General features: G+C 63.9%; 15 protein-coding genes. 10 read left to right on the top strand and 5 right to left on the bottom strand.

Annotated features, from left to right (window positions below; all coding sequences use genetic code 11):
- Positions 1-129: 129 nt before the first annotated feature.
- Both kdsA and gcvA read right to left on the bottom strand, forming a co-directional pair.
- On the bottom strand, positions 130-990 hold the full coding sequence (gene kdsA / locus VF769_RS06875; RefSeq protein WP_331007643.1) for a 3-deoxy-8-phosphooctulonate synthase: 861 nt from the start codon (positions 988-990) through the stop codon (positions 130-132).
- Positions 991-1,149: 159 nt separating this feature from the next.
- Positions 1,150-2,064, bottom strand: coding sequence for a transcriptional regulator GcvA (gcvA, locus tag VF769_RS06870; protein WP_331007642.1), 915 nt, complete (start codon positions 2,062-2,064; stop codon positions 1,150-1,152).
- Between the two features lie 148 nt (positions 2,065-2,212).
- Here gcvA and VF769_RS06865 point away from each other — a divergent pair, with 148 nt between their 5' ends.
- Positions 2,213-2,353: a hypothetical protein gene (locus tag VF769_RS06865; RefSeq protein ID WP_331007641.1), complete on the top strand. Its 141-nt coding sequence runs from the start codon at positions 2,213-2,215 to the stop codon at positions 2,351-2,353.
- 74 nt (positions 2,354-2,427) lie between these two features.
- On the opposite strand, the gene VF769_RS06860 is transcribed toward VF769_RS06865, so the two are convergent.
- Positions 2,428-3,534: a glycosyltransferase gene (locus VF769_RS06860; RefSeq protein WP_331007640.1), complete on the bottom strand. Its 1,107-nt coding sequence runs from the start codon at positions 3,532-3,534 to the stop codon at positions 2,428-2,430.
- Between the two features lie 137 nt (positions 3,535-3,671).
- Here VF769_RS06860 and VF769_RS06855 point away from each other — a divergent pair, with 137 nt between their 5' ends.
- The 6 genes from VF769_RS06855 to VF769_RS06830 all read left to right on the top strand — a co-directional run bounded on the left by VF769_RS06855 (position 3,672) and on the right by VF769_RS06830 (position 9,567).
- Positions 3,672-4,652: a KpsF/GutQ family sugar-phosphate isomerase gene (locus VF769_RS06855; protein WP_331007639.1), complete on the top strand. Its 981-nt coding sequence runs from the start codon at positions 3,672-3,674 to the stop codon at positions 4,650-4,652.
- 138 nt (positions 4,653-4,790) lie between these two features.
- A complete protein-coding gene (locus VF769_RS06850) occupies positions 4,791-6,101 on the top strand; it encodes an amidohydrolase (protein ID WP_331007638.1) in 1,311 nt (436 codons plus the stop codon).
- 127 nt (positions 6,102-6,228) lie between these two features.
- Positions 6,229-7,059 carry a hypothetical protein gene (locus VF769_RS06845; protein ID WP_331007637.1) on the top strand — a complete coding sequence of 277 codons (831 nt, stop codon included), beginning with the start codon at positions 6,229-6,231 and terminating at the stop codon, positions 7,057-7,059.
- The gene (locus VF769_RS06840; protein ID WP_331007636.1) at positions 7,060-8,022 is read left to right on the top strand and encodes an alpha/beta hydrolase; all 963 of its coding nucleotides are present in this window, start codon (positions 7,060-7,062) and stop codon (positions 8,020-8,022) included.
- A 201-nt stretch (positions 8,023-8,223) separates the two neighbouring features.
- A complete protein-coding gene (locus VF769_RS06835; protein WP_331007635.1) occupies positions 8,224-8,433 on the top strand; it encodes a cold-shock protein in 210 nt (69 codons plus the stop codon).
- A gap of 75 nt (positions 8,434-8,508) precedes the next feature.
- The gene (locus tag VF769_RS06830; RefSeq protein WP_331007634.1) at positions 8,509-9,567 is read left to right on the top strand and encodes a glutathione S-transferase family protein; all 1,059 of its coding nucleotides are present in this window, start codon (positions 8,509-8,511) and stop codon (positions 9,565-9,567) included.
- A gap of 3 nt (positions 9,568-9,570) precedes the next feature.
- On the opposite strand, the gene VF769_RS06825 is transcribed toward VF769_RS06830, so the two are convergent.
- Complete coding sequence (locus tag VF769_RS06825) at positions 9,571-11,586, bottom strand: hypothetical protein (protein WP_331007633.1); 2,016 nt, start codon at positions 11,584-11,586, stop codon at positions 9,571-9,573.
- Between the two features lie 179 nt (positions 11,587-11,765).
- Positions 11,766-12,251, bottom strand: coding sequence for an Hsp20 family protein (locus VF769_RS06820; protein WP_331007632.1), 486 nt, complete (start codon positions 12,249-12,251; stop codon positions 11,766-11,768).
- Between the two features lie 198 nt (positions 12,252-12,449).
- Here VF769_RS06820 and VF769_RS06815 point away from each other — a divergent pair, with 198 nt between their 5' ends.
- The 3 genes from VF769_RS06815 to VF769_RS06805 all read left to right on the top strand — a co-directional run bounded on the left by VF769_RS06815 (position 12,450) and on the right by VF769_RS06805 (position 14,689).
- Positions 12,450-13,340, top strand: a complete 891-nt coding sequence (locus VF769_RS06815; protein WP_331007631.1) for a hypothetical protein — start codon at positions 12,450-12,452, stop codon at positions 13,338-13,340.
- 88 nt (positions 13,341-13,428) lie between these two features.
- Positions 13,429-13,728 (top strand): SCP2 sterol-binding domain-containing protein, encoded by a 300-nt coding sequence (locus VF769_RS06810; RefSeq protein WP_331007630.1) that lies wholly within the window; start codon positions 13,429-13,431, stop codon positions 13,726-13,728.
- 19 nt (positions 13,729-13,747) lie between these two features.
- A complete protein-coding gene (locus VF769_RS06805; protein ID WP_331007629.1) occupies positions 13,748-14,689 on the top strand; it encodes an alpha/beta fold hydrolase in 942 nt (313 codons plus the stop codon).
- The last annotated feature ends 49 nt before the right edge of the window (positions 14,690-14,738 follow it).

The following is a 14,738-nucleotide window of genomic DNA, read 5'->3' as shown; positions in this document are numbered from 1 at the left end:
GCGTTTCTTATGGAGGTTTTGCGGAAGCGTCCACACTTCGGACCGCCGGCTTCCAGCCGGCATGCTGTTTCAACCTGCAGATGGCCTAATCGTTGAAACGAAGATGCCGGCTGGAAGCCGGCGGTCCGATTATTCCGCTGCGATCGCGGTTTGCTTGGCCAGTTTGTCAAAGGCGACGAGGTCGCGGACGAGGTCTTCGAGTTGGTCGAAGGGCACCATGTTGGGGCCGTCGCTGGGGGCGTTGTCCGGATCGGGGTGGGCTTCGAGGAAGACCGCCGCCACGCCGATCGCCACCGCCGCGCGGGCTAGGATCGGCACGAATTGGCGCTCACCGCCGCTGGTGTCGCCGCGCCCGCCCGGCTGTTGCACCGAATGGGTTGCGTCAAACACGACCGGCGCGCCGAAGCTCTTCATGATCGGGATCGCGCGCATGTCGGAGACGAGCGTGTTGTAGCCGAACGAGGCGCCGCGCTCGCAGGCCATCACGTTGGGATTGCCGCTGCCCGTGATCTTGGCGATCACGTTCTTCATGTCCCAGGGGGCCAGGAACTGGCCCTTCTTGACGTTGATCGGCTTGCCGGTCTCGGCGGCGGCGACGAGCAAATCGGTCTGTCGGCAAAGGAAGGCTGGGATTTGCAGCACATCGACGACTTCGGCGACTTCCGCGCATTGCTCGGGCAAGTGGACGTCGGTGATCACTGGCACGCCGAGCTTGGTGCGGATTTCTTCAAAGATCGGCGCCGAGGCTTCAAAGCCCGCGCCGCGCTTGGTGCCGAGGCTGGAGCGGTTGGCCTTGTCGAAGCTGGTTTTATAGATGAACCCAGCGCCGGCGCGCTTGAACACGCCGCGCAGAAATTCCGCCGTCTCCAAGGCGTGCGCCCGGCTTTCGAGCTGGCACGGGCCGCAGATGAACGTCAGCGGCAGGGCGTTGCCGATCTCAAGCGGGGTGCTTTCCACGCGCGGTATGCGGATCACGGAGGCGGGGTTCATTTTTGTCCTATCCTGGTTCCCCACCAAATAGGCCGACCGAGGCTTCCCCTCAACCGGCCCGATGCGCTGGGCGACGGTGAACTCTCCGTCATTTGGGCGGGCTTGGCGATTAGAAAGCCCCAATGCGGGCGATTGGGGTTTTCGATCTAGCCGACGCTGTTAGCCGGCGACCGTGATTGGGCAGGGAAGTTCTTCAGACGCCGCTTGGGCTTCGAGCCATTCCCTTAAGCGAAGGGCGTCAGGGTTGGCGGCCCGGCCCGTGGGCCAAGCGAGCCAGTAGGCCATATCGTCCCGTACGGCGAGGTCGAACGGCGCGACGAGGCGGCCCGCGCGCAATTCGTCCACCGCCAGCCATTGCCGGCCAAGCGCTACGCCATTTCCAGCAAGCGCCGCGCGCAACAGGAGCGGCGCATCGTCAAACTTCGGGCCGCGCGTCGGCTCCGGCCAATCGAGCCCGGCGGCTCGAAACCAGCGCGCCCATGGCGTCCACGGATTGAGCAGCATGGTCGCACGCTTCAGATCGCTAGGCGCGCGCAACTCAAGCTGATCGCGATACTCCGGCGTACACACCGGCGTCAGCGCTTCATCGAACAGCTTCACTGCGTTCAAACCCGGCCAACCACCGCCGCCGAGACGAATGCCCAGATCAATGCCCTCTCGTCGGTAATCATTGAGCGCTTCGGAGACACGCAGCTCAATGTCGAGATCGGGATGCTCGGCGCGGAATTGTGCGAGCCGCGCGAACAACCAGGTGGAGCCCATGCTCGGCACCGAGGTGATGACGATATGGCGCTTAGCTCTTGTCGTTGCCGTCTTTGGCGGCGCGAAGGCTTGCTCTAGCAGCGACAGGCCCTGGCGCACTTGCGCTTCGAGTTTTTGGCCGGCTTCGGTCAATTGCATCGAATTGCCGACGCGCTTGAAGAGCGGCACGCCCAAGCGCTCTTCCAATTCGCGAATGCGATGGCTCACCGCGCCATGCGTGAGGCCGAGCTCTTCAGCCGCCTTGGAATAGGATTTGTGCCGACCCGCGGCGACGAAGGCGCGCAGCGTCTGCAGCGAGGGCAAATGGCTCATGGGGCGCGCCGCTGAGGATGTGAAAACCGCTCACACCCAAGTCGTCAATCGCTCGTTCGCGATCAAGGGGTCGGCTTCCCATTTCCTGGTTGTAGCCGGCGATCCTCCCCCAAAAACAGCCGGCATTAAACTTTCAGGAGAGTATCCAATGCGTGGCCACCCTTATCTCGACATCCTCGAAACCGGCACGCCGTTCGCTGTAAAGGCCGCTTCGCTTGCGGTGGCCGCGATCCTGTTTCTCGTTGTCGCGTTGCCGGTTTTGGCCGTCGGCGCGGCGGTCGTGGCGTGATCTCATCTCGTCCGTTACGACCAAAGGCGGGGCCGCCGTCCGCCCCCTAGCCCTGACCGCGGCGGTCCCGCCTCTTATTTTTGAGATACGCGCAGCAAATGATCCTGCAAACGACGTGAGAGCGTCTGCAGATTGAAACGCTCAAGCGCCAGCGCGCGGCCGGCTTCGCCCATGCGCCGCGTGGCTTCGGGATCATCGAGCATGCGGCCGATGCGGTCGGCCAGCGCCGCGTCGTCGCGCTCGTCGACGAGATAGCCGGTCTTTCCGTCCTCGACGCATTCGGGAATGCCGGCGTGTTTGGTGGCGGCCAGCGCGCAGCCGGAGAGCATGGCTTCCACGCAGACCAGCGGCAGGCCCTCGGCGTCGCCCGAACGCGCGCGTTCAGACGGCACGCACACGATCGTGCTTTCGGCGAAATGCTTCGGCATCTCGTCCGCCGGAATCCAGCCGGGCAGTTCCACCTTCACGTTCGCGGCTTCGAGCTGCTGCAGCAGCGGCGCTTTGAGTTCGCCGTCGCCGAGCAAACGCACGCGCCAATTCTGCAAACGTGGCCCCAACCGCGCGAGCGCCCGGATCAGCGTGCCAATGCCCTTTTTCTCGGTCCAGCGGCCAGCAAAGAGGAGGATGTTTTGCTTTTCGCCGGGGGAGAAGCGGTCGGGGTCGGCGGCGTTGTAGTGCACGACCATTTTGTCTTGCGGCGCGCCCTTGGCGGCGAGTTCGCGGCGGATGAAGTCCGAGCACGGCAGGATGAGAGAAGCTTCACGCCAGAGCGCTGCGCGGCGGCGATTATAGACGCGGACGAAATTGTCGGCCGTGTTCTGCGTCTTGGTGGCGTCGCCGCCATAATAGGTGACGACGAGCGGCAGATTGAGCGCCCGCGCCAGCGGCAGCGCATAGGCGCCGGATTTGCCGAAGTGCGCGTGAATGGCGATCGGCTTTTCCGTCAACAGTCGCGCCTTCAGTTTTTCCGACACCCAGCCGAATTGCTTGAAGCCGGCCTCGCCGCCAAAGCCATGCAGGGCCCCCAGCTCCAGCGCGCGCACGCCGTCGGGCGCGGGCCCGCGCCGATCGTGGCCGATGAAGAGCGGCGAGAGCTGGTCGAACGCGCGGTAAGAGCGGTGGATGAAGCTCTCCGACGGCGTGAACATCTTGTCCGAGTACGCCAGGATAGTCGCAGCCATCAGCGCGTGCGTCCGATAATGGGGCGCACCAGAGCGCCGGCCCGAAGGGGGCTCCCTGTAGCCCCGGCGCTGGCGATCGGCAATCCGGGCGCCTGCCATGCGGTGACAAACCGGGGCCAGCCGCTAGAAGGACGGCAATGACCGACATCATCAAGCCGGACGCGGCGGTCGCCGCGGGCCAGGAAACCATCCGCATAGAAGCCAGGGCGCTGGAAACACTGGCGCAGGCCTTGGCCGCCGATTTGAAGGAGCCCTTCGTGCACGCGGCGCGCTTGCTGGCGGGCGCGAAGGGGCGGGTGATCGTCTCGGGCATGGGCAAGTCGGGCCACATCGCGCGCAAGATCGCCGCGACCCTGGCCTCCACAGGCACGCCGGCCCAATTCGTCCACCCCGCCGAAGCCAGCCACGGCGATCTCGGCATGATCGTGGAGCAAGATTGCGTGCTGGCCATTTCGCGCTCGGGCGAGACGGCGGAATTGTCGGACCTGCTCTATCATTGCCGCCGCATCGCAGTGCCCGTGATCGGCATGACGTTTAAGCCGAACTCGTCGCTGGCGCGCGCGTCGACGGCGGCGCTGATTTTGCCCGATTGCGGCGAGGCTAGCGAAGAAGCGCCGGCGCCGACGACGTCGACGACGATGTGCTTGGCGCTGGGCGATGCGCTGTCGGTGGCGTTGTTGAAAGCGCGTGGCTTCACCGCCGACCATTTCGGCGCGATCCATCCGGGCGGGAAGCTGGGCGCGGCGTTGAAGCGCGTGCGCGACGTGATGCGCGTGGGCGGCGACGATCCGCTCATCTCGCCGGAAACCAGCGTGCCGAAAGCGCTCGAAGCGATGAGCGTTGGCGGCATAGGCGCCGCGGGTGTGATCGAGAACGGCAAGTTGATTGGGATTATCACGGACGGTGATGTGCGCCGCCGCTTGTCGCCGGAGATGTTTGGGAAGACCGCGCGCGATCTGATGACGGCGAACCCGAAGACGATCGCGCCGGACGCGCCGCTGGCGGATGCAATTGCGATCATGAATTCGAAGCGGATTAATCTGCTGTTCGCGCTGGAAGACGGCAAGCCGGTGGGCGTGGTGCATATGCACGATTTATTGGCGGCTGGGGTTCGCTAGTTGTGGGACATAATACTCCCTCATTCCGGGGCATCGCGCAGCGATGAACCCGGAACCCAGGGCAAGCGACGTGCCGGCGCCCTGGGTTCCGGATCGCGCTCCGCGCGTCCGCAATGACGGAATAGGGGGGTAGGTCAGATGAAACATTTCGCGACGATCGCTTTGGCTGCGGCTTTGTTTGCGGCGCCTGCGCATGCGCAAACTCACCCGGGTTTTTCGCCCGCCGTTGAAAGCTCCATCCAATCCGTGCTGCCGCGCATGGTCACGTGGCGGCGCGACTTTCACCAGAATCCGGAGCTCTCTTATGAAGAGGTCCGCACGGCGCGCATCGTGGCGGCGCACTTGCGTTCGCTGCGCATGGACGTGCGCACCGGCGTTGCGCAGACAGGCGTTGTTGGCGTGCTGCGCGGTGGGCGGCCAGGGCCGGTGATCGCGTTGCGTGCGGACATGGACGCGCTGCCAGTCACCGAGGAAGGCGATCTGCCGTTCCGGTCGCGGGCGCGCGGGCATTATAATGGCCAAGAGGTCGGCATCATGCATGCGTGCGGGCACGACACGCATGTGGCGATCCTGATGGCGGCGGCGAGCGTGCTTGCGGCGCGACGCGAAGAGATTGCCGGCACGATCATCTTCGTGTTCCAGCCGTCTGAAGAGGGCGCGCCTCCAGGCGGGCTGGGCGGCGCGCGGCGCATGCTGGCGGAAAATGTGTTCGGCGATTTGCGGCCGGAAGCGATTTACGGGCTGCACGCTTGGCCCTCCGACAGCGGCACGATCACGATGATCCCAGGCCCGATGATGGCCGGCTCCGATCGCCTCGACATCACCATTACGGGTAGCCAAACCCATGGCGCCCAGCCGCATGCTGGCATTGATCCGATCGTGGTGTCGTCGCAGATCATCAATGCGCTGCAGACGGTGCCGTCGCGGCAGATGGATGCGGTGCGCTCGCCGGTAATCGTCACGATCGGCATGATCCAGGGCGGCGTGCGCTACAACATCATCCCGCAGACCGTGCAGATGCAGGGCACGATCCGTTATCTGAACCCGGAAACGCGCGAGGATCTTTATGCGCGCATTCGCCGGACCATCGCTGAAACCGCCGCTGCTTCTGGCGCGACGGCTGAAGTCACCATTACCGAAAATGCGATCCCCACCGTCAATCCGCCGGACCTGCTCGCGCGCGCACGCAGCGCAGCGGTCGGCGCGCTTGGCGAAGACAATGTGCGCAGCGGTTATCCTGTGATGCCGGCGGAGGATTTCGCCTATTTCCAGCAGGCTGTGCCGGGCGTGTTCTTCTTCTACGGCGTCAATGCGCCCGGTGTGGCCCAGGCGGACGCGGCTCCCAACCACAACCCTCGCTTCTTCGTGCACGAACCAGCGATGGAAACAGGGTTGCGGGCGATGCTCGCGATCGCGCTGGATCGCGTCGGTGCGCCTGCGAATGAGTGAACCGGAGGCCCAAAAGGCGAAAACGCCTTATTTGACGGTGTTTTGCTTCTGTGCTTACCTGAAGTTGTAGTGTCCTGGGGGCTGACCTCGCGGCGCGCATTTGTTTGCGAGAGCGGGGAGGCTGCTCGTGAGCGCTTTTGGTAATGTTGGTCTGGGCGAAATCAGTGCGCTCATCCTGGCGGTCGGCGCGTTTGGCGCGGCGGCTTACGGCATTGTCGAAGCATTCGGTAAAGCGTCCGCATCTTCACATTGGAAAATCATCGACGAGGCCTCGGGGCAAATCGCGCCCAAGCCGCGCGTGGCGACGTTGTGGACGCGCTTCCGCGGCTTACCTTATGTCGGCTTCTCGGCGGTGCAGGATTTCATGCATGTCTTCGCACCGGCGCTGAAGGCGGCGTACGGGCTCGACTATCAGAAGATCGTTCTCGGCCAGTATCGCAATGGGCGAGGCTCGGGCGATGCCCCAGGGACGATACGGCAAGGCGTGCGCATGGGCTTGGCGCTGCTGTCGCCGACTGAGCTCAGCGACATGATTGCACAGACGTGGGGGCTGTCGCGCGAGTCCTCGACGGCGCTGGCGGAGGCGATTTCCGCGCGCAATGCGGCGCTTGCGGAGTCGGCGGAACCGGTTTCGGATGCGCGCACCGAGGGGCTGATGGCGTCTTTTGTCACGGCGCTCGACGCGCGCCTCGACGCGGCCTTCTCGCTGGCGGAAGAGCGCTATCTCTCCGCCGCGCGGACGTGGGCGGCGGTGACGTCGGTCGTGCTCGTCTTGGCTTTGAATTACATTGCGCTTTATTCGAAGACGGGCGATGGCGCTGGTGAGCCGGCGTTGCCTTGGGAAGTGGCGCTGTTCATCGGCGTGGTGGCTGTGCCGCTGGCGCCGATCAGCAAGGATTTGGCCAAGGCGATCTCTGAAGCTGTCGGCGCGTTTCGTTCGTTCAAACTGAGCCGCTAAATGGCGCCGGCGCGCTATCTCCTCTCGCTACGCCGAGACGAGGTCGGCGGACCGGTGACATCGCCGATTCTCTATGCCGTGGGCGGCGATCCCGGCGCGCCCACCAACGGCGTCGACAAGTTCGACGCGCAACTCAGATCCGGCCAATTGCAGCGTCAGGATGTCGAGTTCAACAATCCAATCCTGCGTTACGGGCGCGTTCTGTTCATCGCCCACGGCTTCAACACCTCGCGGTCGCGCGGCATGTGGTCGGGCGAGGAATTGGGGCGACAGGATTTGAACTATGAGTGTGTTGTCGCCTGCCTTTGGCCCGGCGACTCGCATATCGGCGGCGCCATCTATCCGTTCGTGCTCGGTGATGCGCGCGACGCTGGCGACAGGCTGGCCACGTTTCTCGCGCGGCTTAGCATGCGCGCCGACATCGATTTCGTGACGCACAGTTTCGGCGTCCGTGTCGTGTTGCAGGCGGTGCGCCGCTTGATTGACGCTCAGCCGGAGCGGCGCTTGGGACAGGCGGTGTTCATGGGCTCCGCCGCCGACGAATCCATTTTGGAATGGCGCGAATACAAGAAGGGTCTGGAGGCGTTCGCGCGCGTGCTCGTTCTCTCGTCGACTGAAGACAGCACTTTGAAAGATCTCTATCCGAAAGGCGATTGGGTGGAGGATCAATTCTATCGTTCGGAGCGTGGCCGACATCGTGCGCTCGGACGGTACGGGCCGCTACGCGCGCCGGACAGCGTGCTCAATCCGAAGCTGGAGCATGTGGAGATTGATCGCCGGTACGAGCAAGATCACAATAATTACATGCCGTGGCCCTGGGACAAGGGACTCGCCACCGGTGGTTGGGAGCCGAAACGCGTTCGCGTCCGCACCGCGCTCGAAGAAAGGTCGCGGAATAAAGCGCTTAGCGATCCGGCGATGCTTACGCCGCCGGATCGGTTCGGCGACATCCCGCAAAATTAGGCGTTGCACTCGATCGCGTCGGTGCGCCTGCGAACGAGTGACTGATCTCAACCTTTGCTTGACTTGTTCCGGCGCCTCACGCCCAATAGGGACGGACTATCGGTCGTGACGCCGACCGTGCGCGCGCGCACGGCTTTCGTACTTCCACTTGTCCCAGCCGTCCTCGCTCGTGAGGCGGTGCGCTAAAACTGGGAGGGCCGTATGCCCGCTGGCGTCGTAAAGTGGTTCAACATGACCAAGGGCTTCGGTTTCATCGCCCCGGAAGGCGGCGGTCCCGACGTGTTCGTGCACGTCAGCGCGGTCGAGCGCTCGGGCCTCAACGGCCTGCGCGAAGGCCAAGCGGTGACGTTCGATGTTGAGAACGATCCGCGCAAGAACAAGCCCTCGGCGGTGAACATCAAGGCGGTATAGCGCCTCTACGAATTGACTTTCTGTCGCCGTGCGGTTTCTACCCGCGCGGCGATATTGCTTTTCAGGACCCCTCCAATGAATGCTCCGTTCCGCCTCTATGGCGCTGAGCTTTCGCCATACTCGGTGAAGGTTCGTTCCTATCTGCGCTTTAAGGGCGTCGACTTCGACTGGCTACCGCGCACCAATGCGCGCCAAGAGGAATTCGCGCGCTATTCCAAGCTGCCGTTGATCCCGCTCCTGGTCGATGCGGACGAAAATGTGCTGCAGGATTCCACCCCGATCATTGAGACGCTCGATGCGCAATTCGCCGAGCCCTCCATCACGCCGGACGATCCAGCGCTCGGTTTCATCTCGGCATTGCTCGAAGATTATGCGGACGAATGGCTCAACAAGGCGATGTTCCACTATCGCTGGACCTATCCGGAAGATCAGCAGAGCGCCGCGCGCCGCATCGTCTCGATGATCTTCGATGGGGCCGAAGCGCCGGAAGGTCTCGAAGAGAATGTGCGTACGCGCATGGTGAGCCGGCTCTATCATGTGGGCTCGTCGGCCGAGACCGCGCCATTGATCGAAGGTTCGTTCACACGGCTGCTGGCGCTGCTGGAGCGCCTGTTGGCGGGTCGCCCATACTTGTTCGGCGGTCGTCCGTGTCTCGCGGATTTCGGTCTTGCCGGCCAACTTGCCCAGCTGAATTCGGACCCCACCCCGGGCGCGTTGATCAAAGCGCAGGCGCCGAACGTCTCGCGTTGGCTTGAGCGTATGGACAACCCGAAGGTCGAAGGTGACTTCCTCTCGCTCGACGCCCTCCGTGAAGACCTAGCCGCACTGCTGCGTGACGAGGTCGCTGGGGCCTATCTCCTGTGGATGGAAGCCAATGCGCGCGCCGTTGCGGACGATGCGCCAGGCGTGAGCATCGAGATCGCGGGCCATGCCTTTACGCAGAAGCCGCAGCGTTATGCGGCCAAGGCGTTCACGGAGCTGAAGCGTAAGCGCGCCGCGCATTACGATTCGGCCGCGCTGACGGCGCTGTTGGAGGAGACCGGCTGCGAACCGTTCCTTTCATCGCCGCCGATGGAATCCTCTGGCGCGGATGAAGAAGAGGGTGATGACGCAGGCGATGACGCCGAAGACTAGATGTCAGGTCACGCACGCGGCGCGGAAATCGTAAGGCGTCTCGGATGCACAATCGGGCCAAACGTCGGCCTCGCGCCAGTAACGCGCGAGGCCGATGCGTTTGCAGAGCTCGGCGAACCCCGGATCCATCCGCAGCGGCTTGGTCTGGTCGATGAAAAGCAGCGCGCTTTCGTAACCGATGTGTGGCCGGGCGGCCTCCAGCGCGCCGGCACGCCAGGCGTCCACATTGTCGAGCGCCTCGCCGAAGATGGCGAGCGCCGGCCCCGTGAAACCCAGTACGGAGAGCGCGACCGCAAGATCGAGAGCTGAGGCGGGCTCTGCTTCGGCCATCGCCGCGAAATCCTGGCCGAGCTGCAGGAACGCCTCGGGTGAGGGGGCCATCATCAAGTGCTGCATTCGCTCGCCGGCCTTGTAGGAGGCGGAATCGGCCAAACCGGGCACAAGCCGGACGCCGTCGGCGCGCAGTGCGCTGGCGGCGGCGAAATCGCCATCGAGCGCCGCTGTGTTCAAGCGCATGAACCAAACGAACACATTGTCGGGATAGCGCCTGGCGGCGTCTTCCAGGATTGCCCTGCCCGCAGCTTTGTCGCGGCGCGCCCACACATTATAGCCGTGAAACGCCGCGAACATCGGGTCGAGCGGATCAAGCTCGTAAGCGCGTGCTTGTTGCGCATAACCATCTTCAACCCGCCCGGTCGCCACCAGGAATTGCCCATGGCGGAAGAGCAGCAGGGGGTGGTTGGGCTCCACCTCTAGCGCACGCTCGATCAATGCTTCGCGCTCACGCCAGCGGCCGAGATATTCGCCCTCAAGCGCCGCCAAAACGGCGTACGCCTCCCCCATGCTCGGATCCACGCCAAGGGCGCGCTCCGCGGCTTCGCGCGCTTCCTCCACCAATTTGGCGCGATCGGCGCGGGTGAGGCGAAGCACTTCCAGCTTTGCCGTCGCCAGCGCCGCCCAAGCGCGGGCGAAATCGGGAGCTTCGCGGACGATCTTGTCGAGTGCTGCGGCCGCACTCTGGACGCAGACGACCGCGCCGGTGCGAATGAATTCGCGCGCCTCAAAATAGGCGTCCGACAATGCCGCCGTCAGTTTCGGCGCCCGCGCGCGGCGCGCTTCGCCAAGCGTCACCTCCAACGCCTTCGCCACTTCCCCCGCGATTTCTTCCTCAAGTGCAAACGCATCGACGATGTCGCGCTCATAGCGCTCAGACCAGAGAACGACGCCACTCTCAGCCTCAGCGAGGTGCGCCGCCACGCGGATGCGATCCTCCAAGCGTCGCACCGAGCCATCGAGGATATGCGTGGCGTTCAATGCTTTCGCGGCACGGGGTTTGTCGCGGCCACGAAACGCAAAGCTCGACGTTGACCCGATCACTTTGAGGCCAGGCATGCGCGAGACCGCGTAGAGGATCTCCTCCGAGACGCCATCCGAGAAGGTGCGCGTCGCTCGATCACGCGCGGGCGAGTCGAACGCGAGCACCGCGAGCACCGGCTTTGCCGCCACGCGCGCGGTTGTCACCTCGCCGCTGGGCGTGAATGCAAACACCGGAAGGGTGGTGCGCATCTTCGCGAGCTTGATGCGGCCGCGCGGCGCGAACTTGTCCGCCAATTCAGGCGCCACGTTGTCGCGTACGATGGCCGAGATGAGGATTGCGCCTGCGATCGCTTCCGCCTGGAGGCGTGCAGCCACGTTCACGCCGTGGCCGAGCAGATCGCCATCGTCCGTCTGGGTGACTTCCGCCATGTGGACGCCAAAACGCAGTCTCGCGTCGCGCTCCCGCTCGCAGAGGCGAATCGAGGCGACGAGCGCATCGCTGGCGCTGGCGAATTCGAGCATCAGCCCGTCGCCCGCCGTGTTGAAAATTCGCCCGCCGTGGCTATCGGCCACCGCCCCAGCAAGTTCGCGCACGCGCTCGACATGGGCCAGCGCGGCGGCGGCGTCGCGTTCCGTCAGCGCGGAATAGCCTGCGATATCGATGGAAACGATCGCGGCGAGCTTGCGGGGGGCGTCAGGCATCGCGCGCTGATTGTAGCACGTTTATACCCGGGCTCCGCAAAAGCAAAACCGCGTGAGCGGGCGCAAAAATGGCGCGCATCTGGGGGAATGCGCGCCATCGTGATTTCAAGGAATTAGGGCCTGCCGCGCGGCATTCGGGGGGAGGGGGAATTTCGCCGCGCGGCAGGTGGAAGCGGGATTTAGGCCGCTTCTGTCTCGTCATTGGCCGCCGCCTCGACCACTTTGGCCTTCGGCTTTTGCGCGACCGTATTGTTGATCTCGATCTTGCGCGGCTTCAGGATTTCCGGAAGTTCACGCACGAGATCGATCGTCAGCAACCCATTCTCAAGCTTGGCGCCGCCGACGCGGACGTGATCGGCGAGACCGAAGCGGCGTTCAAAGCTGCGCTCGGCGATGCCGCGATGTAGGAAATTGCGCTGCGTCTCGGGCTGCTTGCGCTGGCCGGTCACGATTAGCGAATTCTGTTTGAACTCGATGGTGAGATCATCTTGGCCAAAGCCGGCCACCGCAAGCTCGATGCGGAACTGATCGTCGCCAATCTGCTCAATGTTGAACGGAGGATAGCCCGGCGCAGCGTCGAGGCGCGCAGCCTGGTCCATCAAGTTCGCGATGCGGTCAAATCCGACCAGCGTGCGATAGAGCGGATTGAGTTCGTTCGTAGCCATTTGATTGTCCTTTCAAAGCGACATTCACGCTCCCGAGGGAGCCTGGGTTGGGCGGTATGAATTCCATCCCCGAAGGCGACGTTCATCCCGCGTGTGACCTCTGCAGAGCGCCACATGAAGCCAGATGGGGAGGCGAAATCCGGGTTCAAGCCCCTTTGGTTTGACATTGTTAGGGGTTGACCGTTAGCGCTCGCCCCCATGACGAATTGGACACGCCGCCAAGCGCTTTTCGCCACTGCCGCTCTGGGCCTCGCCGGGTGCGGGGAGGAAACGCCGCGTCTGGGCCAACAAGATTTCGCGCCGGAAGGGTCTTTGGCTTGGGCGATCGACGGCGCCTGGCGGCTCGAGCCCGAACGCGATGAATGGCGCCATCCTTTGCAGACGCTGCAATTCTGGGGGCTCGCGCCTGGGCAAACCGTGCTGGAGATATTGCCGGGCCGTGGTTGGTACACCGCGATCCTGGCGCCCTATCTTGCGCGCAACGAGGGTCGTTTGATCGCGGCGAGTTTTGATCCGGCGTCGCGCTCGCTGGCGCAACGCGAAACGCTCGCGGCGTGGGAAGCGCGGTTTGCCTCGGATCCCGCGCTCTATGGTGACATCGAACGCACAATTGTTGGTCGCGGCGCCTTGGCGCCTGCCGGCAGCGTCGATCTCGCGATCCTGGCGAACAATGTGCACACGCTGATGGCGGAGGGCGTGGCCGAACAAGTGTTCCGTCAAACGCTCGCGGCCTTGAAGCCGGGCGGCGCGTTTGGCGTGGAGCAGCATCGCGCTGCATCGACTGGCCTGCAGGACCCGCTGGCTGGGACCGGCTATGTGCAAGAGGCCTACGTCAAAGCGCTTGCGCAGGAGGCCGGTTTCGAGTTCGTCGCCGCCAGCGATGTGAACGCCAATCCGCGCGACACACGCGATCACCCCTTTGGCGTTTGGACGCTGCCTCCGACCCTCCGGAGTTCACCGCTCGGCGCGCCCGATGATCCGGGCTTCAATTCCGCCCCTTACGCTACGATTGGCGAGAGTGATCGCATGACGCTTCGTTTCCGTAAGCCCAATGGCGCCGGCGCCACAGCACCGATCCCGGCGCCCTAAAAGCGAGGTTGACGCCGCCGTCACCCTTGCGGGAGGCCGCGCCCTAGTGTGTAAGGGGGATCGAGGCTTTTCAGTCCGGAGGAAACACATGACGTTCGATGACATCTATGGTCGTTTTTCCAGCGCCAGCGCCACGGTTGCGGGCAAGAAGGTGAAGTTCGATTTCGGCGACGCCGGCAAGATCTTCCTCGATGGCGTCGGCGGTTCGGTGTCGAAGGACGACGCCGCGGCTGACACGACCATCAAAGTGAAACTCGAAGACTTCGTCTCGATGGCTGAAGGCAAGCTCGACCCGACGGCGGCTTTCATGCAAGGCAAGTTGAAGGTAGAAGGTGACATGGGCGTCGCCATGCAGCTGCAAAGCGTGATGGCGAAGCTGCGCGGCTAACATAGGCAGACGAGAGTCGATGGCGTTCGTTCGCGTCCCAGGTAACGATATCCCCGAGGGCGCGGAGGAGCATTGGCTCGAGGGCCGCGGCGGCGTGAAGGTGCGCGTCATGACGGCGCCCGCTACGCGTAGCCCGGTCCGCGGCTCGGTCATCGTCGCGCCCGGCCGCACGGAATTTATCGAAAAGTATTTCGAGGTGATCCGCGAGCTTCAGGCTCGCGGATTTGCCGTTTTTTGCATCGACTGGCGCGGCCAGGGCCTCTCAGGCCGCGAGGTGGAGAATAGCCAAAAAGGCCATTTCGTCAGTTTTGACGATCCGGTGAACGATCTCTCCACAGCACTGAAGTTGCTCGCCGGCAAGCTGCCGCGCCCGCATATCGGGCTCGCGCATTCAATGGGTGGGGCCATCCTGTTGCGCGCGCTGTTGACGCGCCGCATCGAGCTCGACGCTGCGGTGTTTTCCGCACCGATGTGGGGGATCGCGGGCCTGACCGACCTCGCCAAGAAATACGTGCGCTTCATGGTGGCGCTGGGCGTGGGTTCAATGTTTGCGCCGAGCGTCGAGAAGAAGTGGAAGCGCGAGAATTTCAAAAAGAATCCGGTCACGCACGACAAGGAACGGCACGCCCGCTGCCAGGGTCTTATCACCGAGGAGCCGCGTTTGGCGCTCGCTGGTCCCACAATCGGTTGGGTGGCCGCGGCGGCCGACGTCACGGAATCGTTCCAGCAGCCCGGCGCGCTTGCGCATGTGCGCATTCCGATCTTGATCGCCACAGCCGGCGAAGAGCAATTGGTCGACAACGCGAGCCATCCGATCGTGGCGAATGCTCTGCCGCAGGCGCGCCACATCACCATCGCGGGCGCCAAGCATGAAATCCTGATGGAGCGCGATGAATTCCGCGCGCTCTTCTGGCAAGCGTTCGACGAATTGGTTGAGCGCGTGGCGCCCGTGCCGGCGTAACGCTCGCTATAGACAGGCGCCAATGGACGGCGCCGCAGCGCCCACTACG

Source organism: Vitreimonas sp., assembly GCF_036392335.1.
Classification (GTDB): domain Bacteria; phylum Pseudomonadota; class Alphaproteobacteria; order Caulobacterales; family Aquidulcibacteraceae; genus Vitreimonas.
The sequence above is the reverse complement of the archived record's forward strand: the minus strand, read 5'-3'. Positions and strand labels throughout refer to the sequence as shown.